This is a genomic window from Lysinibacillus contaminans (genome assembly GCF_001278945.1).
In the GTDB taxonomy this organism is placed as follows: domain Bacteria; phylum Bacillota; class Bacilli; order Bacillales_A; family Planococcaceae; genus Lysinibacillus; species Lysinibacillus contaminans.
Genome location: NZ_LGRV01000004.1, coordinates 4,507 through 29,763, shown reverse-complemented (window position 1 = coordinate 29,763; position 25,257 = coordinate 4,507). Strand labels below are relative to the sequence as shown.

General features: G+C 35.4%; 25 protein-coding genes, 1 pseudogene and 1 riboswitch. Of the genes and pseudogenes, 18 read left to right on the top strand and 8 right to left on the bottom strand.

Translation table 11 applies throughout. The features are described 5' to 3' along the window. Nucleotides 1-36 precede the first annotated feature (36 nt). Nucleotides 37-1,332: an ammonium transporter gene (locus AEA09_RS14855; RefSeq protein ID WP_053584754.1), complete on the bottom strand. Its 1,296-nt coding sequence runs from the start codon at nt 1,330-1,332 to the stop codon at nt 37-39. 14 nt (nt 1,333-1,346) lie between these two features. Beyond that, nucleotides 1,347-1,688: a P-II family nitrogen regulator gene (locus AEA09_RS14850; protein WP_053584753.1), complete on the bottom strand. Its 342-nt coding sequence runs from the start codon at nt 1,686-1,688 to the stop codon at nt 1,347-1,349. 313 nt (nt 1,689-2,001) lie between these two features. Here AEA09_RS14850 and AEA09_RS14845 point away from each other — a divergent pair, with 313 nt between their 5' ends. The 11 genes from AEA09_RS14845 to AEA09_RS14795 all read left to right on the top strand — a co-directional run bounded on the left by AEA09_RS14845 (nt 2,002) and on the right by AEA09_RS14795 (nt 15,349). Next, nucleotides 2,002-3,471: a nicotinate phosphoribosyltransferase gene (locus AEA09_RS14845; protein ID WP_053584752.1), complete on the top strand. Its 1,470-nt coding sequence runs from the start codon at nt 2,002-2,004 to the stop codon at nt 3,469-3,471. 15 nt (nt 3,472-3,486) lie between these two features. Beyond that, entirely contained in the window at nt 3,487-4,314 is an 828-nt protein-coding gene (gene nadE, locus AEA09_RS14840; protein WP_053584751.1) for an ammonia-dependent NAD(+) synthetase, read from the top strand. 173 nt (nt 4,315-4,487) lie between these two features. Further along, entirely contained in the window at nt 4,488-4,808 is a 321-nt protein-coding gene (locus tag AEA09_RS14835) for a hypothetical protein (protein ID WP_053584750.1), read from the top strand. A gap of 427 nt (nt 4,809-5,235) precedes the next feature. Beyond that, on the top strand, nt 5,236-6,180 hold the full coding sequence (locus tag AEA09_RS14830; protein ID WP_053584749.1) for an AAA family ATPase: 945 nt from the start codon (nt 5,236-5,238) through the stop codon (nt 6,178-6,180). Then, nucleotides 6,177-7,358 (top strand): DUF58 domain-containing protein, encoded by a 1,182-nt coding sequence (locus AEA09_RS14825; RefSeq protein ID WP_053584748.1) that lies wholly within the window; start codon nt 6,177-6,179, stop codon nt 7,356-7,358. Before AEA09_RS14830 ends, AEA09_RS14825 begins: the two co-directional genes overlap by 4 nt. Next, on the top strand, nt 7,355-9,535 hold the full coding sequence (locus tag AEA09_RS14820; RefSeq protein ID WP_053584747.1) for a DUF4129 domain-containing transglutaminase family protein: 2,181 nt from the start codon (nt 7,355-7,357) through the stop codon (nt 9,533-9,535). Before AEA09_RS14825 ends, AEA09_RS14820 begins: the two co-directional genes overlap by 4 nt. 34 nt (nt 9,536-9,569) lie before the next feature. Then, nucleotides 9,570-9,671: riboswitch (purine riboswitch) on the top strand. A gap of 159 nt (nt 9,672-9,830) precedes the next feature. Beyond that, nucleotides 9,831-11,384, top strand: coding sequence for a glutamine-hydrolyzing GMP synthase (gene guaA / locus AEA09_RS14815; RefSeq protein WP_053584746.1), 1,554 nt, complete (start codon nt 9,831-9,833; stop codon nt 11,382-11,384). Between the two features lie 162 nt (nt 11,385-11,546). Then, nucleotides 11,547-12,479 carry a tyrosine-type recombinase/integrase gene (locus AEA09_RS14810; RefSeq protein ID WP_053584745.1) on the top strand — a complete coding sequence of 311 codons (933 nt, stop codon included), beginning with the start codon at nt 11,547-11,549 and terminating at the stop codon, nt 12,477-12,479. A gap of 14 nt (nt 12,480-12,493) precedes the next feature. Beyond that, nucleotides 12,494-12,751, top strand: a complete 258-nt coding sequence (locus AEA09_RS14805) for a hypothetical protein (protein WP_053584744.1) — start codon at nt 12,494-12,496, stop codon at nt 12,749-12,751. Nucleotides 12,752-13,621: 870 nt separating this feature from the next. After that, nucleotides 13,622-14,182, top strand: coding sequence for a hypothetical protein (locus tag AEA09_RS14800; RefSeq protein WP_053584743.1), 561 nt, complete (start codon nt 13,622-13,624; stop codon nt 14,180-14,182). Nucleotides 14,183-14,395: 213 nt separating this feature from the next. Then, on the top strand, nt 14,396-15,349 hold the full coding sequence (locus AEA09_RS14795) for a hypothetical protein (RefSeq protein ID WP_053584742.1): 954 nt from the start codon (nt 14,396-14,398) through the stop codon (nt 15,347-15,349). A 117-nt stretch (nt 15,350-15,466) separates the two neighbouring features. On the opposite strand, the gene AEA09_RS14790 is transcribed toward AEA09_RS14795, so the two are convergent. After that, nucleotides 15,467-16,732 (bottom strand): hypothetical protein, encoded by a 1,266-nt coding sequence (locus tag AEA09_RS14790; RefSeq protein ID WP_053584741.1) that lies wholly within the window; start codon nt 16,730-16,732, stop codon nt 15,467-15,469. 463 nt (nt 16,733-17,195) lie between these two features. Between AEA09_RS14790 and AEA09_RS14785 the strand changes: the two genes are divergently transcribed. After that, on the top strand, nt 17,196-18,044 hold the full coding sequence (locus AEA09_RS14785) for a hypothetical protein (RefSeq protein ID WP_053584740.1): 849 nt from the start codon (nt 17,196-17,198) through the stop codon (nt 18,042-18,044). A gap of 227 nt (nt 18,045-18,271) precedes the next feature. Here AEA09_RS14785 and AEA09_RS14780 read toward each other — a convergent pair whose 3' ends face one another. Next, nucleotides 18,272-18,835: a tyrosine-type recombinase/integrase gene (locus tag AEA09_RS14780; protein WP_425412010.1), complete on the bottom strand. Its 564-nt coding sequence runs from the start codon at nt 18,833-18,835 to the stop codon at nt 18,272-18,274. A 1,143-nt stretch (nt 18,836-19,978) separates the two neighbouring features. Here AEA09_RS14780 and AEA09_RS14775 point away from each other — a divergent pair. The 5 genes from AEA09_RS14775 to AEA09_RS14755 are packed head-to-tail and all read left to right on the top strand — an operon-like array spanning nt 19,979 to nt 22,121. After that, nucleotides 19,979-20,239: a helix-turn-helix domain-containing protein gene (locus AEA09_RS14775; RefSeq protein ID WP_053584739.1), complete on the top strand. Its 261-nt coding sequence runs from the start codon at nt 19,979-19,981 to the stop codon at nt 20,237-20,239. 6 nt (nt 20,240-20,245) lie between these two features. Further along, nucleotides 20,246-20,656, top strand: coding sequence for a hypothetical protein (locus AEA09_RS14770; protein ID WP_162212725.1), 411 nt, complete (start codon nt 20,246-20,248; stop codon nt 20,654-20,656). Nucleotides 20,657-20,674: 18 nt separating this feature from the next. Next, entirely contained in the window at nt 20,675-21,193 is a 519-nt protein-coding gene (locus AEA09_RS14765; protein WP_053584737.1) for a phBC6A51 family helix-turn-helix protein, read from the top strand. Beyond that, the gene (locus AEA09_RS14760) at nt 21,193-21,459 is read left to right on the top strand and encodes a hypothetical protein (RefSeq protein WP_053584736.1); all 267 of its coding nucleotides are present in this window, start codon (nt 21,193-21,195) and stop codon (nt 21,457-21,459) included. The genes AEA09_RS14765 and AEA09_RS14760 overlap by 1 nt, the downstream gene beginning before the upstream one ends. Nucleotides 21,460-21,464: 5 nt before the next feature. Further along, nucleotides 21,465-22,121 (top strand): eukaryotic translation initiation factor 3 subunit E, encoded by a 657-nt coding sequence (locus AEA09_RS14755; protein ID WP_053584735.1) that lies wholly within the window; start codon nt 21,465-21,467, stop codon nt 22,119-22,121. A 143-nt stretch (nt 22,122-22,264) separates the two neighbouring features. Here AEA09_RS14755 and AEA09_RS14750 read toward each other — a convergent pair whose 3' ends face one another. The 3 genes from AEA09_RS14750 to AEA09_RS14740 form a co-directional block, all read right to left on the bottom strand. After that, a complete protein-coding gene (locus AEA09_RS14750; protein WP_053584734.1) occupies nt 22,265-22,555 on the bottom strand; it encodes a hypothetical protein in 291 nt (96 codons plus the stop codon). Between the two features lie 432 nt (nt 22,556-22,987). Further along, on the bottom strand, nt 22,988-23,605 hold the full coding sequence (locus tag AEA09_RS14745) for a hypothetical protein (protein WP_053584733.1): 618 nt from the start codon (nt 23,603-23,605) through the stop codon (nt 22,988-22,990). A gap of 4 nt (nt 23,606-23,609) precedes the next feature. Beyond that, nucleotides 23,610-24,068, bottom strand: a complete 459-nt coding sequence (locus AEA09_RS14740) for a class I SAM-dependent methyltransferase (protein ID WP_053584732.1) — start codon at nt 24,066-24,068, stop codon at nt 23,610-23,612. Between the two features lie 281 nt (nt 24,069-24,349). Between AEA09_RS14740 and AEA09_RS19685 the strand changes: the two are divergent. Next, nucleotides 24,350-24,541, top strand: a pseudogene (locus tag AEA09_RS19685) (GMP synthase (glutamine-hydrolyzing)); the annotation flags it as partial. 176 nt (nt 24,542-24,717) lie between these two features. Here the strand turns inward: AEA09_RS19685 and AEA09_RS20360 are convergent. After that, nucleotides 24,718-25,257 (bottom strand): IS30 family transposase (locus AEA09_RS20360; RefSeq protein WP_245622877.1); only part of this gene is annotated, 540 nt, incomplete at its 5' end.

Below are 25,257 nucleotides of genomic sequence, written 5' to 3'. Positions count from 1 at the left end.
AAAACACTACTGAGACCATTCCTATTTCAATAATTTTTATGAAACATGTTCTTCTGGCACACTTTGAGGTTTGCCGATATGTGTTAGACGTTCTGCAAATGATTCATTACGTAATGCGGAGCTTTTGAAAATTTCTTGATATTCATAAGCTGGCGTACCGTGCTCGATTACGTCAAGACCAGCAATTTCTTCTTCTTTTGATACGCGAAGTGGTACAAGTAATTTAATAAGGAAAAGGCCGCCTGTGACAGTCACACTAACCCAAGCGATAGTCGCTAATATCCCGATTGCTTGAACCCCTAGTAAAGTAATGCCACCGCCGTAGAATAAGCCTTGACCACCGATGTCGAATAGCCCAACTGCAAGTGTACCCCAAATGCCACAAATACCGTGTACTGCGATTGCCCCTACAGGATCATCGACTTTTAACTTCCATTCGATGAAACGTACACCTTCAACTAGCAATGGAGCTGCAATAAGACCGATGCAAAGAGCGCCGATAATACTTACGTTTGCAGCACCGGCTGTAATGCCCACTAAACCCGCTAATGCACCATTTAGCGTTAACGAGCCATCAATATGACCGTAACGGAATTTTGTGTAGAAAACAGTCGCTACAACACCAGCTGCAGCAGCGAAGAATGTATTCGCAATAACGCCAGGGACCGTTGCAGGATCTGCCGCTAATGTTGAAGCACCATTGAAGCCAAACCAACCTAACCAAAGAATGAAAACGCCTAATGCACCTAGAGGAATACTGTGACCTTTGATAACATTCACTTTGCCATCCCCGTATTTTCCAAGACGAGGACCAATCATAGCAGCGGCTACAAATGCTGCTACCGCACCTGTTAAATGAACAACCGTTGAGCCTGCGAAATCTACAAAACCAAGATCAGTTAACCAGCCACTACCACTCCAAATCCAGTGACCGACAACCGGATAAACCAATAATGTCATTAAAACGACAACACCTGTATAGGCCATGATATTCGTACGTTCAGCCACTGCACCTGATAAAATCGTAGCGCCTGTTGCTGCAAACATCGCTTGGAAGATGAAGAATCCAATATCATCTACGCCATTTAGTGCAAAACCACTTGTTCCAATAAAGCCACCTGCAGTATCACCAAACATAATTGCGTATCCACATAAGAAATAAACGATACCACCAAGTGAAATTGTAATAAAGTTTTTCATAATAATGTTTACTGCATTTTTTGAACGGGTAAAGCCTGCCTCTACCATTGCAAACCCTGCGTGCATAAAGAATACTAAAATTGTACCGAGCATAACCCATACTAAATTAACGGATAACATTACTTCTTCCATACTGATCTCCCCCTTTATTCTACTGCAACCGATCCGACTTCTTTAGTACGGATACGAATTGCCTGTTCTACTGGATAAATAAAGATTTTACCGTCCCCGACATTACCAGTTGCAGCATCACGTAACAAAACTTCTACAATAGCCTCTACTTTTTCGTCATCTACGACCATTTCTAATTTCAATTTTGGTAAAAACTCGATTTCATACGCATTCCCACGAAATAACCCTGTACGCCCTAATTGACGGCCACAACCAGCGATTTCAGAAATACTTAAACCTGAAATACCTTCCTTTGCAAGCCCGTCGCGAACAAGACCGAAAACCTCTTGACGAATGATTGCTTCTATTTTTTTCATCAGCACCAGCTCCTTGCGTTAATTTAATTTCCATGTTAAAGCTACATGACGGAGCGTGCAATTGTTTTCTTGGCATCTATGTTAGAAGATGTAACATCTATTTTTTCGCTTCTCGTAATAGTTTTGTAGAAATGCTTTTATAAAAGGAATGAAAGCGGTACTAAAATTTGTGTCTTAAATGTGAACGATTCTAAATTTTCTGAATAATTATGTGAGGAAATCTAACATCTAACTTTAAGTAATGTAAGAGGTGAAAATGTGTCTATTTAGTGTATACTAGGACTAATTATGAAAGCGGAAGAAGGAATTTCTCATGAGATCAAATTATGCAGACGATAGCTTAGCGCTACACACGGATTTATATCAAATAAATATGGCAGAGTCCTATTGGGCAGATGGCATACATAATAGAAAAGCGATTTTTGAATTGTATTTCAGGAAATTACCATTTGGCAATGGTTATGCCATATTTGCGGGATTGGAGCGTATGCTAGAGTATTTGCGTAACTTCCGCTTTAGCGATTCGGATATAGCGTACTTACGAGAAGAAATTGGGTATGAAGAGGACTTCATTGATTATTTAAAAGGTATCCGTTTTACGGGGGACATGTATTCAATGGTAGAAGGGGAACTTGTTTTTGCAAATGAACCAATCGTACGTATTGAAGCGCCTTTAGTAGAAGCGCAACTGATTGAAACGGCATTACTCAATATTGTGAACTATCAAACGCTTATTGCTACAAAAGCGAGCCGTATTAAACAAGTTATAAAAAATGAAGTAGCAATGGAATTTGGTACACGTCGTGCGCAGGAAATGGATGCGGCAATTTGGGGTACACGTGCAGCCTTTATTGGTGGATTTGCATCAACAAGTAATGTGCGAGCTGGAAAGTTATTTAATATTCCAGTATCAGGTACACATGCCCATGCCCTCGTGCAGGCGTATAAAAACGATTATGATGCATTCCATGCATATGCTAAACGTCACCGTGATTGTGTGTTCTTAGTAGATACGTACAATACATTGAAGTCTGGCGTCCCGACAGCCATTAAAGTGGCAAACGAACTTGGTGATAAGATTAATTTTATTGGTATTCGTTTAGATAGTGGTGATATTGCCTTTCTTTCAAAAGAAGCACGTCGTATGTTAGATGAAGCGGGTTACCCAGAGGCGAAAATCGTGGTATCTAATGATTTAGATGAGTACACAATCTTAAACTTAAAAGCGCAAGGTGCACGTGTGGATGTTTGGGGCATCGGTACAAAGCTTATTACAGCCTACGATCAGCCAGCTTTAGGTGCTGTTTATAAAATGGTGGCAATTGAAAATGATAAAGGGGAACTAAAGGATACAATTAAAATTTCGGCAAATGCTGAAAAGGTATCTACACCAGGACTTAAAAATCTATATCGAATTATCGACCTCGAAAATGGTAAAGCTGAGGGAGATTATATTACGATGCATGATGAAGATCCGCAGTCGGAAGAACGTATTAAAATGTTCCATCCTGTGCATACATTTGTGTCAAAATTCGTGACAAACTTTGAAGCGAAAAATTTACATGAGCACGTCATTAAGAACGGTGAAGTACGTTATCAAAATCCAACTTTAGAAGAAATGCGTACCTATGCAACGAATAATTTAGAACTTTTGTGGGATGAATATAAACGTGCGATGAATCCGGAAGAGTATCCAGTCGATTTAAGCCAAAAATGCTGGAATAATAAAATGCGTAATATCGAAGAAGTGAGCGAAATGGTCAATAAATTTGCAAAAGAGTAAGGAGTGGCAAGTGACATGTCAGCATTACAACAACGAATAATCGAAGAATTACATGTATTACCTAAGATTGATGTCCAAGTTGAAATTCGTAAATCTATAGATTTTTTAAAAGAATATGCACGCAAATATAGCTTTGTGAAGGGTTTCGTCCTCGGTATATCCGGTGGTCAAGATTCTACGTTGACAGGTAAGTTAGCACAGCTTGCAGTTGATGAACTAAATGCTGAAGCCAACGAGGCGAAGTATTCGTTTTGGGCTGTTCGGTTGCCGTATGGTGTGCAAGCAGATGAACAGGACTGTCAAGATGCACTTGACTATATTAAGCCGACAAAAATATATACAGTTAATATTAAAGAGGCAGTCGATGCGAGTGTTCATGCACTTTCAATGGCTGGCATTGAGCTTAGTGATTTTGCTAAAGGTAATGAAAAAGCACGTGAGCGTATGAAGGTACAGTTTTCGATTGCTGCCATGAATAGTGGCGTTGTGCTTGGTACAGATCACGCAGCAGAAGCTATAACAGGTTTCTATACGAAATTTGGAGATGGCGGAGCGGATTTAATGCCAATTTATCGACTGAATAAACGTCAAGGGAAGCAATTGCTAGCAGAGCTGAATTGTCCACCACATTTGTATTTAAAAGTACCTACGGCGGATTTAGAGGAAGAACGCCCGTCATTACCAGACGAGGTAGCACTAGGTGTGACGTATGACCATATTGACGATTATTTAGAGGGTAAGGAAATTCCTGAGCAAGCGCGAAAAACATTGGAAAATTATTATTTACGTTCGCAACATAAACGTCATATGCCGATTACGATTTTTGATGATTTTTGGAAATGAATTTGATACATGAAAGCCAATAAGTTCTAGTAGCTTATTGGTTTTTTTTACGTAAAAAAATAAATTATTTATATAATCTTTCTATGTAATTGGTTCTGTTTACTTAATCCTAAGCATATAATGTCGATATATATACCTATAAGGGATATAAAAAGTAAGGGAGGGTAACTGAAATGAGGACTTCTAGAGTGAGTGCAACGCCAAGTAGTATTTTTAGGAATGAGCAACAATATCTACATGCGGGTGATATTAGCCATAATTTTGGGCAAAATCCAAACCAGCAATTCAAGAAAAATATGCTACACAACAAAAATGTGAAAGCTGCTAGTTTGAAACAGAAAACACAGCAACGCGTATCTGGTAACAGAGCAGAAGCTTATTTTGATAGTAGTAATGACTTGGAAATGCGACGTGATATGATTGAAACATCGACAAAGCTTAGTCGTATTAGCAAACAACAGAAACGTCTGAACAGTTACCGTTCTTCTATATAAGATATCGGAAAAGCCCTCTTCATCGATTTTAGCGATGGAGAGGGCTTTTCATTTGAGTTCGAAGTGTAATAGAAAAATGGTTCATCACTAAAAGTCGGGGATGTCATTTTAATAAAGTACGTATTGATTTTAGAATGCTCGTTGATTGAAGTGGAGGCTTGCCGAGTGAAGCGGCTCATCGGACGCCCTCGGAAAGCGACCAACCGGAACGAAAATCAACACCATGATTTGGAGATGGATCTGAAAAAATAAGTTTGTAACATTATAGTAAGCAATAACGTTCTATATACTATGACGGGTTTGTTTATAAAAATATTTCAGACAAGCCATCTTTGATTGTGTTAACTAGCAGTTTTCGTTATGCTTAATATGAGTTATCTAGCAATTCTAATAATTGTAATGATGGAATAGGGAGGTTTTTTGATTTATGAATACACAAATACAAGCGGTACTAGAAAATATAGAAAAAGTAATGATTGGAAAAAGAGGGATAGCTGAGCTATGTGTAGTGGCATTACTTTCAAAGGGCCATGTGTTACTTGAAGATGTGCCGGGAGTAGGCAAGACAATGATGGTACGTGCGCTTGCGAAATCTTTTGATGCACAATTTAAACGCATCCAGTTTACGCCGGATTTATTACCTTCAGATGTAGTGGGGGTGTCGATTTATAATCCAAAAACGATGGAATTTGAGTTTCGTCCAGGTCCCATTATGGGCGATATCGTACTGGCGGATGAAATTAATCGGACATCACCTAAAACGCAGTCAGCTTTACTTGAGGGAATGGAGGAAGCGTCTGTTACAATCGACGGCAATACGTTGAAAATTGCGCAACCATTTTTTGTTATGGCGACGCAAAATCCGATAGAATATGAAGGTACATATCCTTTGCCAGAAGCACAACTTGATCGATTTCTATTGAAAATTAGAATGGGCTATCCAACAAAGGAACAGGAAGTAGAGATACTACGTCGTGCAGAAAACGGTGCACCTATTGAAAAAATACAAGCGGTATTATCGGTAACGCAATTAGTTGAGTTACAAGAGCTTGTATTAGGCGTATATGTTGAAGATTCCGTTAAAAATTACATGGTAGAGCTCGCTTTGCAAACTAGACAAGATAGCTATGTATACTTAGGCGTGAGTCCGCGTGCATCAATTGCGTTAATGAAGGCTTCGCAGGCGTATGCGTTTATGAAAGGGCGTAGTTACGTAACACCAGACGATGTGCAATATTTAGTGCCATTTGTCTTTAGCCATCGTTTGATGCTGAAGCCAGATGCTCGCTATGACGGCGTAACAGCGGAGGAAATTATTGAGCGTATTATAGCTAAAGTACCGGTACCGACAAAAAGGTTTGCGGAACAATGATGAAATGGCGAGCCCTTTTTGAAAAAAGTAAGCACTTTCTATTAGTGAGCTTGCTCATGATTATTACGTTCTGCTTTGCGATGTTTCAAGGTAGTTTTGTGAGTTGGTTCGTCTTTTTTACAGTGAGTCCTTTTTTATTGTATTCATTTATATTTTTACTTGTAAAAGAAGAAATTGTTCGTGTGGAGCGTAAAATCGACCCTTCTCGTGTGCAGAGTGGTCAATCGGCAAAAGTAACGGTACTCGTAGAACGAAAAACACGTTTTCCGTTTGTTTATATGATGGTTGAAGAACGAGTTAGTAGCGAGGAACTTGTCAAATCGAAGGTGCAAGGTACGAGTGCGGTCAAATTCGTCGGTTTCGCGAAAAAATTCGAATGGAGTTATACACTAGAAAACTTACCACGTGGGGAGCATCGTTTTTTAGGTGTAGAGATCGCCTTTTGTGATTTTTTTGGATGGGCGCAAAAGCGTATCTTAGTAGAAAAAGAGCAAATGGTTTTAGTCTATCCGTGTGTAAAGGAAATGAAATATGTCGCTCTGCAAACGAAATTAGATATTGGGACGATGATGTCGCCGTATTCGGTTGTTAAGGACACTTCGATGGCTGTCGGTTTACGTGAGTATGTACCGGGTGATCGCTTTTCATGGATTCATTGGAAATCATTTGCGAAAACACAAGTACTACAATCAAAGGAGTTTGAAGATCGCCAATCACAGGAGTTATTGCTGATGTTAAATGCCGATGCTTCGCCATTGTTCGAAGAGAAAATTGAGCTCGTAGCCTCGATGGTACAAACAATTGTCCGCGGCAGGGGTGATATGTCCTTTGTTTCTACGGGTGATAAAACGAAGGTGTTTCCACTAATTCAAGGTGAAAAGCAGCTTGATCAGGTGATGCATCATTTAGCGGCGGTAAAGCCAGTAGAAAATGCAACTGTCAATTTGCATGGGCAACAAAACTTTAAGCATATTTCGACGCTTTTATATGTAACGAGTGAACTATCAGAAGAGTTATTGCATACTCTTGCAAGCATAGTGAAAAGCTGTATTTGTTTTGTTGTTGCTGAGCAACCGCCGATTTTGTCAGAGATGGTACAACATCACAAGCAAATTCAAATCGTGCATGTGAGTCCAAATGATTATTATCACTTATTCACGGAGGTGATGAAGCCGTGAAAAAATCATTCGGGGATTTTATTGAATTAACAATTGCGTATATTATTATTTTCTTTATTTTACGAGAGTGGCTTGTACCTGTGATGGAACTTACAAATACAGGTTTATTGCATTTGTTTTTAGTATTTATCGGTTTATCATTAGCACTTAGTTTGTTTGAAGTGCGCCCGCTTTTATCGGGTATTGTAAAAATTGGCTATATCTTATGGTTTGTCGTATTTGCGTATAGCGGCAATCCTGTTTTTTCTTCAGAGACAATGCCGTTTATATTTAGCGAAATGAAGTGGAATGTTACTGCTATATTTTCAGGAGATTTTGGGGAAGTATCGGATACGTTTAGGACAGTCCTATTTTTGGCACTTATTTGGATGCTTGTGTACTTAATTCATCACTGGATTACTGTACGCATGAATATTTTCTATTTCTTCGCTCTGACTGTATTTTTTATCGCAACGCTAGATACATTTAGTGATTATGATGGCTCTGTTGCTATTGTAAAGGTTGTTGTACTTGGGCTCGTGATGACGGGTGTGCTTTTTGTAAAACGTCTTTTGATGAAGTCGGATGCTTCACATGATTTACTCTCTAAATGGAAGATGCTTGTGCCGATGGTAGTGATGGTAGTGATGGTGAGTCTCATTGCGCTATTTTTACCGAAAGCGGGACCAACATGGGCAGATCCAGTACCGTTTATAAAAAGTGTGACAGGTCAAGGGGAGTCTGGGGTAGGTGAGAAAACAGCTGGATATGGTGAAGATGATAGTCAGTTAGGTGGACCATTTAATGGTGATAATACGCTTGTTTTCACGGCTTCCTCACGTGATCGTCATTACTGGCGTATAGAGACGAAGGATTTGTATACTTCAAAGGGGTGGGTTCAATCTAATGCAAAAGTGAGTGCGGATAGTTATTTAAATAACGAATTTATCCAAACAACGCTGCAAGTAGGCAAGCCCGAAAATGAACAGCAAATTGATATGGACTTAGCGATACCGTTGCCATTTTTAATCCAAACATATGGATTGAAATCTGTCGAGGCAAATGAAGAGACCGTATATTTTAAGTCTAATCAGACTGAAAAAATACTGACAAAACAGTATACGGGAGAAGATAAAGCGTTATTAAGTTATACATTGACGTACAGTGAACCGGAATATAGCATGCAGCAACTGCGCATGTCAGATCCGTCAATGCTTGAAACACTAAATTCTTCATATGATCGCTTTTTACAATTACCAAACTCATTGCCGCGGAGAGTTCAAGATCTAGCAATAGAGTTAACTGAAGGTAAAGAAACCGTCTATGAAAAAATCAAAGCAATTGAAGGTTATTTTGCAAGAAGTGGCTTTGCCTATGATAAAAGAGCAGCCGCAATTCCTGGAGAGGGACAAGACTTTGTCGATCAGTTTTTATTTGATACGAAAATAGGTTATTGTGATCACTTCTCTACGTCAATGATTGTAATGTTACGATCAATTGGGATTCCGGCGCGCTGGGTGAAAGGATTTGCACCTGGGAATACGGGGTCACAATCTGATGGTGTGCGCGAATATCGAGTGACAAATGACAATGCTCATTCTTGGGTAGAGGCTTATGTGCCGGGCACGGGTTGGATGGAGTTCGAACCGACGATTGGTTTTTCTGGTACGGTAAATATTGATTATGATTTAGAACTAGATACTGACTTGCAAGAAGAACCTGCACAACAAGAGCAAGCGCCGAAGAAGCCAAAGGCAGAACAAGATACGAAGAAAGCTACTTCGGGTTCATCTTTAAACTTTAAAGCAGTTTGGACTTGGCTAAAAGAGCACCCGTACGTATGGGTTGGGTTTATTTTGTTAGTTGTGATCGTGCTCATCATATTATTTGTACAACGTAAAAAGTGGATACCGAAAATGCATGTTCGTTCATACCGGAAAAAGGAAGCGGACTGGTCAACTTTTGATTCATCTTACCATGTATTGACGAAACAACTTTCACGTATTGGTCTCCGCCGAAAAGATGGTGAAACTTTACGGGCGTTTGCAGAAAGAGTAGATGCAGCACTTGAGACAGAAGAAATGAAGAAGTTAACATCTGTCTATGAACAACACATTTATAGTAAACAACCGCAAGATGTTGATTTCGCTAAGCTAAAAGAAAGTTGGGAATATTTAATCAATCGCACAATCGGTTGATTTTAATAGTCACAAAGAGTAAAATTAAAAAAATTAGACATGATAGGATTGCTTTCATATAAGTTCGGAAATAAGGTTCGAATGTTTCTACGAGGACACCTCAAATGGCCTCTCTATGAAGGTGAATGTATTTGCTAGGTGAGAAAGTTATTTGTGAATCACCTTATTTTGCTACGCATTCGCCTTTACGAACCTAGAGCTTATGGACGCGTAGGAAGTTTTTACTTTCATACGCGTTTTTCTGTGAAACTTAAATGTAGCATATCCTTTACAAATAGTAGAAGAGGTGGAAATATTGTCAGTTAGCCCTTTATTAAAAGAGCAAGAAAAAATCGTCGTTTTAGACTTCGGTAGTCAATTTAACCAATTAATCACACGTCGTATCCGTGAGTTTGGTGTATTCAGTGAATTACACCCACACACAATTAAAGCAGAAGAAATTAAAGAGATGAACGCAGCAGGTATCATTTTCTCAGGTGGTCCAAACTCAGTTTATGATGAGAATGCGTTCCACGTAGATCCAGCTATTTTTGAATTAGGTTTACCAATCTTAGGTATTTGCTACGGTATGCAATTAATGGCTCATACACAAGGTGGTAAAGTTGAAGGTGCGGAAACACGCGAATACGGTAAAGCGGAAGTTAAAGTTACAGCTGCTAACAAATTATTTGGTGATTTACCAACTGAACAAATCGTATGGATGAGTCATGGAGACCACGTAACGGAAGTGCCTGCAGGTTTTGAAGTGATCGCAACAAGTGCGTCTTGTCCAATCGCTGCAATGGCAAACACTGAACGTAAATTATATGCAGTCCAATTCCATCCTGAAGTGCGTCACTCTGTATATGGAACTGACTTACTTCGTCAATTCGTTTTCGATATTTGTGAAGCTAAAGGCGACTGGTCTATGGCAAACTTTATCGAACTTGAAATCGCGAAAATCCGTGAAACAGTTGGCGACAAAAAAGTTTTATGTGCACTTTCTGGTGGCGTAGATTCTTCAGTTGTTGCTGTACTGATTCACAAAGCAATCGGTGATCAACTGACTTGTATGTTCGTAGACCACAACTTAAACCGTAAAGGTGAAGTTGAGCAAGTTATGAAAACATTCACAGAAGATTTCGATATGAATCTAATTAAAATTGATGCACGTGAGCGATTCATGGCAAAACTTGCGGGCGTTTCTGACCCAGAGAAAAAACGTAAAATTATCGGTAACGAATTCATTTATGTTTTCGATGAAGAAGCTTCGAAACTTGATGGCATGGACTTCCTTGCGCAAGGTACGCTTTACACAGACATCATCGAATCTGGTACTGCAACTGCGCAAACAATTAAATCTCACCATAACGTTGGTGGACTTCCAGAAGATATGCAATTCAAATTAATTGAGCCACTTAAAACGTTATTCAAAGATGAAGTACGTGCACTTGGTTTAGAACTTGGTCTTGATGAAAAAATCGTTTGGCGTCAACCATTCCCAGGTCCTGGTCTAGGAATTCGTGTACTTGGTGAAGTAACAGAAGAAAAACTTGAAATCGTACGTGAGGCTGATTTCATCCTACGTGAAGAAATCGCAAAAGCTGGCCTTGATCGCGATATCTGGCAATACTTCACAGTGCTACCTGACATCCGTTCAGTTGGTGTAATGGGCGATGCGCGTACGTATGACTACGCAATCGGTATCCGTGCAGTAACATCAATCGACGGTATGACTTCTGACTGGGCACGTATCCCTTGGGACGTATTAGAGAAAATCTCTGTACGCCTAGTAAACGAAGTGAAACACGTAAACCGCGTGCTGTATGATATTACTTCTAAGCCACCTGCAACGATTGAGTGGGAATGACCTGAGAATTATTCAGTGTTAATAAGCCTTAGGAATGTAGTCATATCAAGGGTTTATAGGAACTTTCGGTTAAAGTATTTACTTTAGACGTGCTACTATTTGTTATTAAAAATAAACTTCCTTTTATTCATGTGTTTAGCCTGAATAGAAGGGAGTTTTTTTGTGTCAAAAATTATAGAACTTATAGATGACTTTCGATTAAATCAAGAAATTCAAGATAGAAAACCTGAGTATGTTACTTTGTGTTTGTATCGCTTAAACAGATGGAATGAGTTTATGTTAGATTTTTATTCAATAACTGAAGTAGAAGATGTCAAACCAATGCATTTGAAAAAGTATATTCAGCATTGCCAACATCTTGGTAAGGAAAAACAGATAACGATAAATGGAAGTTTATCTACATTACGTGTCTTTTTTAACTACCTGGTCAATGAAGAATTTATTGATGAATTCGATAATCCGATAAGAAGAATAAAAAATTTGAAAGAAGAAAAAAGGGTGATTCGTACTTTTAATGATGATGAAGTTCAGCGAATCATTGGTGATGTAGCTGAAGAAACGTATTCAAATGTTAGGGATAAGCTAATTTTAATCATGTTATTTGATACAGGTATTCGTGTAAGTGAACTTTGCACTATCAAGGTTGAAGATGTATCTACTCGGCATATTCTCATACATGGGAAAGGGTCAAAACAAAGATTAATTTATATAAGCAAAATCATGCGTAGGTATATGCGTAAATATGAAGTCTTAAAAACAGAACGATTTAAGCATAAACATCCTGATGAAATAGAAGATTTTTACTTCTTAGACCAGTGTGCAGAAAAGCTATCTCGTTCAAGAATCAATAAGATACTAAAACAACATTGTGCAAATGCTGGTGTTAGAAAAGAAGTAAGATGTTCGCCACATGATTGTAGACATTACTTTGCACAAAAACAATTGAAAAATGGCATTGATGTTTATAGTTTAAGTCGGTTATTGGGACATTATGATACACAGATCACTTCAAATTATTTAAGGGGGTTAGAACAAGACACAATACTCGAAATGGGAAGAATTAAGTCACCATTAAACAAGATGAAGATTAAATAAAGGATGTGTAACTCATGGGTAGAGGAATCAAGGTTTTGGATGTGGTACAACAAGATGGCTTATCTATTTCAGTAGCTGGACGGTACTTTGCGATTTCTGATGCAAGACAAATTTACAATGATTCAAAAACTAAAGAAGATATTAAAGATGATTCAGTAATGATAGAAGTTAGAAATGATAAAGGAATTTTATCACATATAATTTTTGGTGCAGAAGAAGGGGAAAAGTTTGCTTTGGGACTATTGAACATATGTCATTCAATAAGATACTAGTTTTTTAACGATTATTACACAAATAGAAAAAGCCACCTACTGGAATAGGTGACTTAACAGTAAATCGAACTTCGAGTTCACGCAAATAAACTGAATACGATATACCTTATCTTGCTTTAATTCTATCGAAAAAAATTAGAATTAGCAAGGCTTATTAAGTGCACACTTTTTTAGGTATATCCAACGTGGAACGCCAAATAATACGTTGTTAAACAAACCTTGATAGGTTATGACTTAACCGCTGCAATAACTAAGTCTAAGACACAAATAATAGTATCCTTGTTTGCTATTGTGTCTGAATGGTGCTGACAACCATTAAAGGTCAGGTGTGGAAGGTCTGATTAGTTACGGCTATACAGAATACATAATACATTGAAATTGTTGCTGAGTTTCTCATAACAGTAGAATAAGCATTTACGATACACGCAGAAGGCATGTAGACGGATTACAAGACGTTTCGGGGCAGAAGTAGAAACTATATGTATTGTTCGAGAGAACACATTTAACAAGGGCATACATATACGGATACCTTAAATGACGGATTCATGTACATAAAATATGCAAATGACTGTCTATGTTTCAGATTCTATTATTTTAGTTTCTGAAACATAGGCAGTCATTTTTGCACCAAGCCGTTGTCCTCAATTCTGGCTTCATGTTGGGGGAACAGCGTAAATAAGTCAACTACAAGATTAATAGAAATGAAAAAATAATAGTGTAACAAGGGAAGAAGATATGAATTCATGTGGCTGTAAAATAAACGCTTGTAACTATGATTGGATATACACTAGCCGAACATAAAATAGCTACACGAAAAAGGGATAGGAAGGGTATTTGTCGAATTGTTGTAGTAGGAAATGAGGGGATATTATGCCAAATTGTGATTATGGTAAACCATGTAATTGTAGTGATTGTCGTACCAAAATCTTCAGTATACCTTGCAATTCTTGTGGTTTCGATACAAGCGTTTCATATAAAATGTTTGATAATGGTGGTATTACTGATAGAAAGGGACTTTTCAGTTATAACTTCCAAGAACGAACAGATAAATCATCTGAAATAAACTGCTATAAATGTGGTCATCATATGACTGGTGTTTCTTACTTTGAAAAGATAGAAGAACATAGAAATAATATGAAGTTGAATGAAAAAGTATGTGCGGAATGTGGAATAAGAGAATCTGAATCAATAAGCATAATTCAATATAAAGAATGGAAAAATGAAATATTATGTTTGTGTTGTCTTGAAAAGAAATTAATAGTTGAACTACCAAATCCGTCTACGTATGATGAGAAATTTAAGTTAGATGTAAAATCAATGAAATATGTAGTAGACATGGTTATGATTCCTTGCATAACTTGTGGTAGGAAACGCTGGTTAAAAGCTGATAATCAGTGGAAGAAACAGTGCGTTAATTGTTATAAGAAATAATTGTAATTATTTTAAGTGACACAAAGAAAATTTTGTACATAGTTCTGTACCGACTTTGTTTAAAGATGTATGTAAGCAATGAACTACAGGCTTCAGGGAACCTAGAAGACCCCTAGGTGAATTAAAATAGATTAGTGGTCAGTTTATTAGCCTTTCTTTAATGGGTAGCTGATAATGTATTTAAGTTATTCTAATTGGAAAGGTAGTGACCGAATGGGAAAGAAAAAGCATAAATGCACATGTAGACCGCAAAATCCTAATATTGAAAAGCGTGAAGTGTTCTTCAAATTGTACTTTAATCCGTACATCAAAGATTCATATACTCGCATATATGATGTACTGCTGGAAACCTACAATCGTACATATGATGCAATTTATAAAGATGTGAAGGAGAACCCTGATATAGCTTATGAAGTTTGCTTAAAAAAAGCTGAAGAAAGTGTTTTAAGCAGGGTTGCATACAATCCTGAATATGACTATGGATGCGAATGTTTTGAACAAATTCAAGATGATGCAGTTGACCTAATGCAAGAACAATCACTTATGCACTATCAATTTGTTCTAATGTCATTAAGTAACCTTTATCAGGTATTTGAACAGCAGTTGCGAAAGTGGTTATTTGAAGAAATGACACAACATCATAATGAATACATAAACCAAATTAAATTCACTTTAAACAATGAAGAAAAAGATTACGGTGAGTTTTACAGTCAGTTTGGGGCATTGCGGAATGTACTGCAAGAAATGAAACTAACCTTTACTATGCCTACGAAAAAAATTACTGAATGGGATGCCTTCTTTGGTGTTAATGAGGACAGTGGGATTGAAGTGCCTATTGTGGAAACAGAAATATGGCAAACAATTCGTGAATGTAATTTATTATCGAATACATTTAAACATGGTAGTGGAACATCAGCAATAGCCTTATACAAGATGCATCCAGAGTACTTTGAAAAAGTAAGTGACACCAAACTTATGAACTTGTACCGCACGACCAATATGGAAGAAGTCTTAAGTGTAGATAAAATATCTTTTGAAAAATACGCTACTGCTATGAAAAACTTTTGGGAAAAGCTAAAAACACATCAAAGCGGTTCTGTTAAGCTAGAAATCGATATTTCATCAGATCAAGAAATACAGGAAAAAGAATCGATAACAGGGAAATGATTGACCAATCTTCAATAATATTTTTATAACATAGTGAACCAGTTCAAAAAGAAAAGTCGATTCCTTAAAACACAGGGAAACGACTTTTCTGTATAGCTTTATTTCAAATCATGTAATTTACATATCACTCTGAAGATAATCTTGTAAAATCACTCGCATTCGCTTACTTGGAAGGTATAAATTAATAGCTTTACCATCCCTAATCTGGCTTCTCCAAATCCATTGAATCAATTCAGATAGTGCATACATATCTTCATCAACTGCTACGCCTTTAGAAATGAAAAATTTCTTTTCAAATGGATTCATAAAACGATTAACCGTATAGGCAAGTGATTCTTTTTCTTTAAATTCATTGGTAGCACGTGCATTGCTAGCAACAAATCCTTTTGTGTATCCTTTACCCTTCAACTTGGGAATGTCGTCTTTGAAGCACGTCCACATATTTAATTCAGCGGATGTTTTAACATTATTTTTGAAGTATGTGCCAATGTTTTTTTGTAACTTTTCAATTAAGTGTTTGTTTTGTTCTCTACGGAACCATGATACTGAAAAGGCATTTTTATCATCACCTAAATTATTTAATTTGCCATCATAAATATTTATCAATGCTTTTATAGCTGCTTTATCGTATGGTTCTTTATCATAATGGTTGATTAGATTGTATTTACCGTTAGGAAGCTTCTGAACGGCTTTATAGACATAATCAACATTGTATAAGTCGTAATAGTATTTTTGCTGCTGGCATTGGAATAGATAAGTCATAATGTATACTTCTTTAAATGCTTTGAATACTGAAATAGGAAAGGTCCAAAATAATACGGTATTTTCAAAGAAATATAAGTTATTTGTTTCAGCAAGTATTTTAATATCCTTGTACCGTGTATCTTGATATTCGCCATCGTCATTCCATTGAATCAATCCAGTATCATCATCTACACTAATCATACCTCCGTCTAACAACCATTTAAAATCATCATTATTCAATTTACATTGTTCAACCACGTTCATCACTTCATCAAGTATTAAAGTATAGTTCCCAGCTTTAATAAGTTCAATGAGTTCAGTATCAGCTTTCTGAAATAGTGCATGAGTGGCAGCTATATCATGTTCATTTAAAATTAATTGCTTTAGGTTATCCAATTTCCCTTTGTTTTTACCTTTTGGTTCTGGTGTAGTAAAGTTTCGACTTGTTACACTTTCTTTAACACGTTGCACTTCATCCAAGAATGGTGTGATATATAGGAAATTCTGATCTTTATCAGCTTCATTCATAAATTGAATTGACCAACTTGTTTTACCAGCACCCATAATACTATCAACAATGTGTACTGGTGTATGTTCTGAACCCCTTGTGTAATGAGTTTCTTTTACTAAATTCTGCATGTGAATCTTCCTTTCTTATTGGCTTACATACCATAAACAAGATAAGGTGCAGATGCAGACACATGAAACAAGGTGATATAAAAAATAGTTAAGAACATCAAAAGTTCTTATTTTCTCTAGAAACCTTGATATATCAAGGTTTGTAGCGTTCTCCCTTAAAGGAATATATACAAAAAGGGATTGTTTTTAATACAGCTTCTTAACTGAATATTTACCGAAATGAGTAAAGCAAAGAACGCTTTACCTATTTAAAACTAACAAGTTTCATTACTGAAATAGATTCTGAAGAAGATGAAATTGTTCAGAATCAAGCCTCTTGGCGAATTTATTCGACAAGTTGCGAAGCAACATTAACGTATTAAATATTACTACCATAAAGAAGGTGAATTTATCGTCTTGTAAGATGTTGGGGTTTGCTAGATAATTAATTTAATAATTATCGAAATTTGAAAGGGTTAGATTAATGAAAAAACAAATAGTATTTGATTTTACAAGATTTGAAGAAACACTGTCATCACTTAGTAACTATCTAAATGTAAGTGAAGAAAGAATCAGTAGATATGCACTAAGGCATAAGGATACTTTTAATGTAGAAGATTTTTTAGAAGAATTTGAAATTACAGATGAAAAACTACTAAACATTGATTTATTAATGTCATCGCTTCATGTTACAACTAACAATGATAAATGTGAATCAATAAAGAAATATGGATTAATTAGCTTACAAAAGGCAATTGAACTTGATACCCCACTCAGTAATTTCTTGAAAAGTCGTGATATTTTTATTGATGTACAGAAAAAAGAAATTCAATACAAAGATAAAGTCTTTGATCTTGGTAAAAATTTCGAGAGTGTATCTAATCCAATTGATGCAGTTATTCGTAAATTATATATGGATTATCAGATAAATTCTTTTTTTAATTATGGGAATGTACTAACATATGGTGTTCAAAATAATCCTGAATTTTTATTTGATTTATCTAATCTGTTAAAAGAAAATTTAACTTTTGAATGGTTTCAGAGAAAAAATGATTGTTATGTTCTAAAGATTAATGTGCCACTGGATAATATTGAAGATTACACATTTTTAGATGAACATAATAAAGAAAACTTTTCTTTTTCTGAGTTGGAATTGCTTAAAAGAAAGTGGATAATAAAGCAATCTTTTGAAAAGTTGAACGATGACTTTTTTTATTCAAGTATGGGAGAATGTTATTGCTATTTGAAAGTTGGCATTAGTATACCATCCGAAAATATAGTTAATATTTATAGTCCTGAAGAGTATAGAGAAGTGTATAGAATTAATGATTAACTTAAATAGAAGCTGATGCCAGCTGCATCAGTTTTTTTCACTTATCTAAATGTTAATAATAATGGCTGGCTATTGTATGATGGATAATTGTTAAAATCCGCAAATAATGAACCCCACGTAAGGAAAAGAAAATCACTGATAATATTTTTTTGAATATTGATTTTCAATTTCAAACACATAAAAAAGAAACCACTATTCTAAGTAATTTCTTTCAGTATAAACTGGATTTATAAGACAAAATCATTCAGACTTTCATTGATTTCTTCTTGTGTGATACCGATATAACGCTTTGTAATATCGATGCTTGAATGGTTTAAAATGGCTTGAAGCTTATAAATATCTTTAGTCTGCTTATAGTACCAGTAACCAAACGTTTTTCTTAATGTATGTGTTCCAATACCTTCAGTTATATCAACCATTGCAGAAGCTTTATTAAGGGTTCTATACGCTTGTACTGAAGATATGGCTTTGTCACCTTTACGAGAAGGGAATAACCATTCAGATTCAACTGTATCTATGTAAGACTGTACTTCTTCATAAATGTTAGAAAGGTTTATTTCTCTAAATTTATCCGTTTTACCTTCCTTCACTTTCAGCTTCTTCTTCCTTTTAACATCTTTCACTTTCAGCTTCAGAAGATCACCAACACGTAAACCAGTATTTATTCCAATAAGAAATAATATGTAATCACGTTCAGAACACCACTTTTTCAGTGACCACTTCATATCTTCAATTATTTCTTTACTTCTAATTGGTTGTACGTCTTTTATTTGTTGGGGGTTCATGTTCATTATTATAGTTCCTTTCAGTCCAGTAGAATCAATGTTTTGAATGTATGTTTTTTAAAGATGTTATTAGAATAACGCTGTTTCCTAACAAAATCAATAAAATCAGTGAAATGAATGTATGTTTATAAAGTATTTTCTTACATTCGGAAAGTTGGGTGGATTCAGTGGTGTATCCGTTCTTTAGCTGGTGGGGTGGTTATATATTCAGTGGGTGCTGGTATTTAAAGAAGGGGGTGTATTTGTTTTAAGGGGTGGGGGTGCATATTACTATCCATTCAGTAATAGAAAGTATTACAGAAGAAGCTGATGCTTCTGACGGTGTGTGCTGGTGTGTTAGTTGCTTATCAATCTGAAGCATTAAATGTTTATGATCTGCTTTAATTGGTTGAATGAGTTGCAGAAGAAATTAAATGAATTATGAAGATTTATGTTTGGCAGCTTGTGCATGTTGTTCAGTGGTATGACTTGAAGTAACTGCTGAAAGAACTGTTAAAGCAAATGGTTTACTTGTTTTTGATTATTAATATTCAAGAAGTTTAATAACAAATCAATAATAATAAATACATGTGTTTCTTTAATTTGTAGTAGTACCCACCCATATGGGGACAGGGGGATATGTTGCCGTGGCGTCATGATTTTATATATCTGAACACAAATTTTACCCTTCAGGATGATTCAGCTTTTCAGCTACTCATTAAAAATATTTTAACAAGCTTAACCGTGATTACACTGATACTTGTTAAAAATGTTTTAGTTAGTCCTGTATAAATTTCTTTATCATAACAATAGCCAATATAACAACATCCATAAATATTATTAAAGGGGTGCTATTTTCATATTTAAAATAGTAGTCGCAGCTTAAATAAAATTGCAGAAAAATTTTATGGTACGTCTTACTTTATTCATATTTCAAGAACCTATATATAGAAAAGTTTATAGGTTCTTGAAATGATATATACCTGAAGCTTTTCAGCAAATTGTTTTTTCCATCAAAAGCAATTGCACTGGATGCAGAATAAACCCACTAGCTTACATTGGGTAAAAGGATGTAAGTGGATTTAATTAGGTGCTTCTTTACTGAAGCATCTTTTTATTTTGTCTAAAAATCATAATTTAAGAATTTCAGAAGGAAGTGAACAAACAACCATGAACGCAATTAACAAAGAACTTATAAAACATTTAAGAAGCATAGCGAACCTTTCACAAGATGAACTTGCAAAACGACTTGGGGTGCATCAAACCCTTGTATCTAAAATTGAAGCTGGTCTTGTAGAACTACAACCACGAACAGAACAAAAACTGATGAACGTGTTTAAAGCTGAAGGTATTACACCGAAAGATATTGCACTATTACAGAGTGTTTTTACCAATAGGAACATGAAGATAACACCAATTAAAAAGGATTAGGAAGGAATGGATACCATGAAGCAAATAATTAAGAACCTACAATATGTAGAACTTTCCATATTGAACGAAACAACAAAAGAACAAAGTGGCATCCTTCATTTACTTATGAATGAAACGATAGAACAAACTAAAGAAATGAAGTTCTTCTATGATGCATCTTTCACTTCAGATAAATTTTTAAAGCATCACTTCACTTATGTTCAGTTGGCTAAAAAGGAAAAAGCAAAAGTTCTTTGTGATCTACACGAACTTCAAGCTGAACTTATGGTAAAGAACGGCAATATAAAACGTGCTTTAAAGATAGTGACAAGCCTATTAGAAACGCAATTAAGAAAGAATAATATTGAACGTGTTATAAACCAATGGCAAAAAACCGGCAACCGTTCATTGAAAGATACAAGGATTTTTGTGGAATAGAAAAGGGGATGTTTTGAAATGGCAACAAACCAAACAAACAAGAAAGCTGAACAACTAATAAACGCAATTAAACCACCTTTAACATTATCAGAACAACAAGTAAACCTTGTTAAAAAGCTTGTTAAAGGAAGGATGCTTGAAGGGTTTACGGTGCAGAACTTCTGTAAAGAAAATTCTATCAGCACCAAGACTTTCTATGAATGGCAAGAAAGCAGTGATTTTACTTATTACTTGAATGAAATACAAAATGCTGTCATTCCTTCAGATGAAAAAGAAGCCTTTCAAAAGCTTAAAAAACATATCTTGAAAATTGCTGATAAGCAGAATCCTTCTATAAAGGAAATTGAACTGTTTACAAATACATTCAGCTACGTTGTTGAACAGGATAAGCGTGATCGCATGGAAGCATTGGGTATGTCAGGCATAACCAAACTAAACACCGCAAAAAGTTTGGAAGAAAAGAAATCTTTATTGCTTCAGCGATTGAAACCAGACAGTCCAAGCAAACCAAATAAAACAAAAGGGGAAGATGAATAATGTACGAATTACCAAAACTACAAACTGAATTATCTGAAGAAGGAAAAGCAATTCAAAAACGAATTGAAGAACGTGCTGAACCATTGAAAAATATTTCAGCTTATTTTGATGAAGTACGAAAACAGGAAGAAGAAGCACGTGCAAAGGCTGAAGCTGAAGAAATTAAAAACCTTCCACCTGTACCACTAACACCTGAACAACATATTGCAAAACTTACTGAAGCAATTGCATTACTTACTGAAAAAATTGAAGGGAAGGGGGAATAATTACTTTGAAGATATTAAAAAAGCTTAATGGTCTATTTGATAAAGTAGAAAATACAGAAGCATCTTACATGAAAGCACTTGAAAAGAAGGAAGAAGAAATACTTAAACTATCTGTTGATCTTCAAGCAAAAGCCGATATGTTGAAAGAACTTCACAAGGAAACTTTAAAAGGTACTATCTCGAAAGAAGCATATGAAGAAGAACGTGTTGAAGTTGAAAAGCTTCAAGCAGCGATTGCTGAAATGCAAAAAGAAGTACAATTGATTCAGGTATATGAAAATGAAGATATTCATGCAGTTCTTGAAGAATTAGAAGCTGAAAGAAATGTGTATTCGGCTGGAAAACGAACAGAAATGCGAAAAATTGAAATGGAACTATTAGAAGCAAAACTTGCTTATCTTGAAAAGATGCAAGAAGCACGTGCAAAGTATAATGAAATAGTTAATCCTGAAGTAAAGATTGATGCACTTAAAATAAAACTTGGAATGAAACAAAGAAGCTATGTAAGTGGTGCTGGTGAAGTGCTAAACATGATTGGTGTTGGTGGTGGGTATGAACCTTTACGAGTTGAACAAAGTGAAGTATACAATGCTTTAGCTTATGGTCAACTACCTTCAGGACTTCAAAGTGCTGTAAGTAAAGCACGTGAAGATGGTATTTGACTAACAAGTACTAACAAGTAACTGAATATTAACCTTCAAGGATAAAGGTAAATGCACCCCCCAACTGATTCAATATAAGAATCGGAAGGGGTGAATTTTCTTGTATTAAACTTCAAACATTATCAAACTAAAAGAAGATTGTATTATTTAATTAGCTTCTCAAAATCTAAAACCTTTTTCCCTATTTCATCTAAGTAGCATGTGATTTTAAACATACTGCTATCCAACTTATAAAGTCTATCAATAGCAAAGTCGATTTTCATTTTTAAATCATAAGCATCATTTTCAATCTCATCATGGACACGTTTAGATACAGCTTCTTGAATTGAATTTAACTTCACTTCTTCAGCGTTTTTTAGTTCAACAAGATCATTCCTTATTTTTTCAATATCCTTCTGAATGGTAAGTAATAATTCATAGTGATTATCTTCCATAAATATACACCTCTTTAGAATTTTAGTTCGTTAGTACATGTACTATTATGACATAATGAAATGGAAAAAACTTGAATATTAATATTCAAAAATAGTAAATTTACTGCTTGAAGTGTTGATATATTAGGGTTTATTGCCATTTTGTTAATAAAAATTTTTTTTAAGTATGGCTGTGGTGGTGGATAGGTTAAATATTTTGCACCTATTCTATAAAAATATTAAAAAATGAAGTCTGAAACTGTAGGGGGTGTGTAAGAAAATGAAATTTGCGGTATTAGCACAAACAAATGAAAAAGGTACTTTAAAATGGTTAGTTCGTAATCAGTTTAAAGAATTGAATAAGAAAAAGCACTTGGTTCAGTATTTACACTGATTCAGGTGCTTTTTTATTGTCATAATGGTGTTGCAAAATGAATAAAAAAGATTCTGAAATTATACATGGTCATAGATGGCCAAATAATCTTCGTTTTTAGAATTAGTCTTTTTTATTTTATTTGTTTTCTTAAGACTTTCTTTTTTTCGTGCAAGTTTTTCTTCAAGCAATGCTATCTTTTGAATTTCACTTTTACCTCCCATAGCACATGATTGTAAATGACGATTATCATACTCAAATTTAATCGGAGAATTAGAATATACTTCAAACTCGTCATATAGGCTATCTTCAATAGTTCCCCCAAATACATACTTATAAAGATTAACTTCAGTACTCTCGATTCCTAAATCACTTAGTCTGTCAATAAAAATATCTTGATTACCATCATAAAAAATTGTGGGACTATCAATAATGAATTTTACGGTTTCATCGTAAAGAATATGATGGAAATTATTTGGTGAGAACTCAGGATGGAAATACTTATAGTTTAACCACTCATCATACTTAATATCAGGATTGAATATATCTAACCTTGTATAATCAAAAAGGATATTGACAGAATTTAAAGTTATATATAGTTGATTTTCATAAGGGTTATATTCAATATCAGTTATTTCAGATTCTGACATTCCGACAACAATTAAAAATTGATTTTCAGTAAATGAAATTCGTTTCATTTTATTACCTTCTTTCTTGTAGTTTTTTTAAAGCAGTTTCACGGTTATTATCAGGAATCTTTTTTAAAACAAGCTGCTTTAATCTATCCGAAGAAATAGGTTTACCATTACAATTGGTTGACCCCCGAAATTCAGGTCTGCAATATTTGTTTTTACTAACAGTTTGGAAACCCAAACTTTCTAACATGGTTTCAGATGCTAACCATGCTTCCCTAAAATGTTCGTTTTGATAATGTCCAGTAAGTACAAGTAATCCATCTGTTTTCAATACAGTATATGCAGAAGAGTCGAGTGGATAGTAATCATAAGGACATAACATATATATTACATCTACTGAGTTTGGTTCATAACCTAATTCATCTGCGAAACCTTGTATTATGTTTAAATCTTTATCTTCAATAATATCTATATTTGTTGCATAATCAAAAAGCAAACTTCCACATCCAACATTTAATAGTTCCATCTCTGAAAACACCTCTAAAGTCTGTAAATTCTTTTTATTTACATTTTAACGAATTCTCAGATTATATTATATAGTTTCCAACAAAATATTTTTTTAAACATTAATAGATGCAATCTTATTAATTTCTAGTAACAATTAATCTGTAATAGGTAGTAACAAGTTAAAGTGCAATGTTTTAGTTTATAGTTTTTTATAGTATTGAGAATGGTTGAAAAACGTGCTACTATTTAAATTAAGAAAACACACGAATTTTAGAATTTACATTTTATAATATAATAGTAGAAACTACGTATGACTACGCAATCGGTATCCGTGCAGTAACGTCAATTGACGGCATGACTTCTGACTGGGCACGTATTCCTTGGGACGTATTAGAGAAAATCTCTGTACGCCTAGTAAACGAAGTGAAACACGTAAACCGCGTGCTGTACGATATTACGTCTAAGCCACCTGCAACGATTGAGTGGGAATAGGACTGTTCAGTAATATAAACTCAACAGGTTATAAACGTAGTCATATCAATGTCTAACGTAGTTTGTTAAGAACTAAATCAATGGTTAACGTACAACTATTTATATTTCAATAATTAAACCTCTTCCAGTTATTTGTAATAAATAACTGGAAGAGGTTTTTTGTTTTAGACGGTTTGTCAAATTAAGTGCAACAGTTCTTCCCGAAACGTTTCGTATGCAGTTTTCCAACCAAGGCATTTCCTTGGCCGATTGTTAATGAGATGGAGTGCTTGATTCATATCATCTAGTGTTACGTGATCGAAATTCGTTTTCTTAGGGAAGAACTCGCGCAGTAAGCCGTTTCCGTTTTCATTACTGCCACGTTGCCAGGAAGAATAAGCATCCGCAAAATAGACTTGGATGTTTAGTTCTTTCTCAAGCACGTTGTAACAGCTAAATTCTTTTCCACGATCGGTTGTCGCCGTTTGGATTGCACCTTTGGGCAATTGTTGGTGTAACTGTTTGACGGCTGTTTCCATTGAGTTTGCGGAACGGTCTGGGATCAAAATGCCTGTATACCAGCGGGTTTTACGCTCAATAAATGTAGCGACGCAGCCCTTAGCTTGTCCACGTCCAGAAACGACTGTATCTAACTCCCAATGTCCAAATGATTCCCGTTTACGGACTTCTTTTGGACGTTTTGAAATGGGCGTGCCAATGTTGAAACGCCCTCTTGT

Excerpts from the sequence above, each read along its gene's own strand:
- AEA09_RS14780 (WP_425412010.1), bottom strand. The coding sequence starts at position 18,835 with ATGAACATGAACCCCCAACAAATAAAAGACGTACAACCAATTAGAAGT.
- nadE (WP_053584751.1), top strand. The coding sequence starts at position 3,487 with ATGTCAGCATTACAACAACGAATAATCGAAGAATTACATGTATTACCT.
- AEA09_RS14830 (WP_053584749.1), top strand. The coding sequence starts at position 5,236 with ATGAATACACAAATACAAGCGGTACTAGAAAATATAGAAAAAGTAATG.
- AEA09_RS14760 (WP_053584736.1), top strand. The coding sequence starts at position 21,193 with ATGTACGAATTACCAAAACTACAAACTGAATTATCTGAAGAAGGAAAA.
- AEA09_RS14790 (WP_053584741.1), bottom strand. The coding sequence starts at position 16,732 with ATGCAGAATTTAGTAAAAGAAACTCATTACACAAGGGGTTCAGAACAT.
- AEA09_RS14750 (WP_053584734.1), bottom strand. The coding sequence starts at position 22,555 with ATGGAAGATAATCACTATGAATTATTACTTACCATTCAGAAGGATATT.
- AEA09_RS14805 (WP_053584744.1), top strand. The coding sequence starts at position 12,494 with ATGGGTAGAGGAATCAAGGTTTTGGATGTGGTACAACAAGATGGCTTA.
- AEA09_RS14855 (WP_053584754.1), bottom strand. The coding sequence starts at position 1,332 with ATGGAAGAAGTAATGTTATCCGTTAATTTAGTATGGGTTATGCTCGGT.
- AEA09_RS14845 (WP_053584752.1), top strand. The coding sequence starts at position 2,002 with ATGAGATCAAATTATGCAGACGATAGCTTAGCGCTACACACGGATTTA.
- AEA09_RS14795 (WP_053584742.1), top strand. The coding sequence starts at position 14,396 with ATGGGAAAGAAAAAGCATAAATGCACATGTAGACCGCAAAATCCTAAT.
- AEA09_RS14785 (WP_053584740.1), top strand. The coding sequence starts at position 17,196 with ATGAAAAAACAAATAGTATTTGATTTTACAAGATTTGAAGAAACACTG.
- AEA09_RS14745 (WP_053584733.1), bottom strand. The coding sequence starts at position 23,605 with ATGAAACGAATTTCATTTACTGAAAATCAATTTTTAATTGTTGTCGGA.
- AEA09_RS14770 (WP_162212725.1), top strand. The coding sequence starts at position 20,246 with ATGGATACCATGAAGCAAATAATTAAGAACCTACAATATGTAGAACTT.
- AEA09_RS14775 (WP_053584739.1), top strand. The coding sequence starts at position 19,979 with ATGAACGCAATTAACAAAGAACTTATAAAACATTTAAGAAGCATAGCG.
- AEA09_RS14740 (WP_053584732.1), bottom strand. The coding sequence starts at position 24,068 with ATGGAACTATTAAATGTTGGATGTGGAAGTTTGCTTTTTGATTATGCA.
- AEA09_RS14835 (WP_053584750.1), top strand. The coding sequence starts at position 4,488 with ATGAGGACTTCTAGAGTGAGTGCAACGCCAAGTAGTATTTTTAGGAAT.
- AEA09_RS14825 (WP_053584748.1), top strand. The coding sequence starts at position 6,177 with ATGATGAAATGGCGAGCCCTTTTTGAAAAAAGTAAGCACTTTCTATTA.
- AEA09_RS14850 (WP_053584753.1), bottom strand. The coding sequence starts at position 1,688 with ATGAAAAAAATAGAAGCAATCATTCGTCAAGAGGTTTTCGGTCTTGTT.
- AEA09_RS14800 (WP_053584743.1), top strand. The coding sequence starts at position 13,622 with ATGCCAAATTGTGATTATGGTAAACCATGTAATTGTAGTGATTGTCGT.
- AEA09_RS14765 (WP_053584737.1), top strand. The coding sequence starts at position 20,675 with ATGGCAACAAACCAAACAAACAAGAAAGCTGAACAACTAATAAACGCA.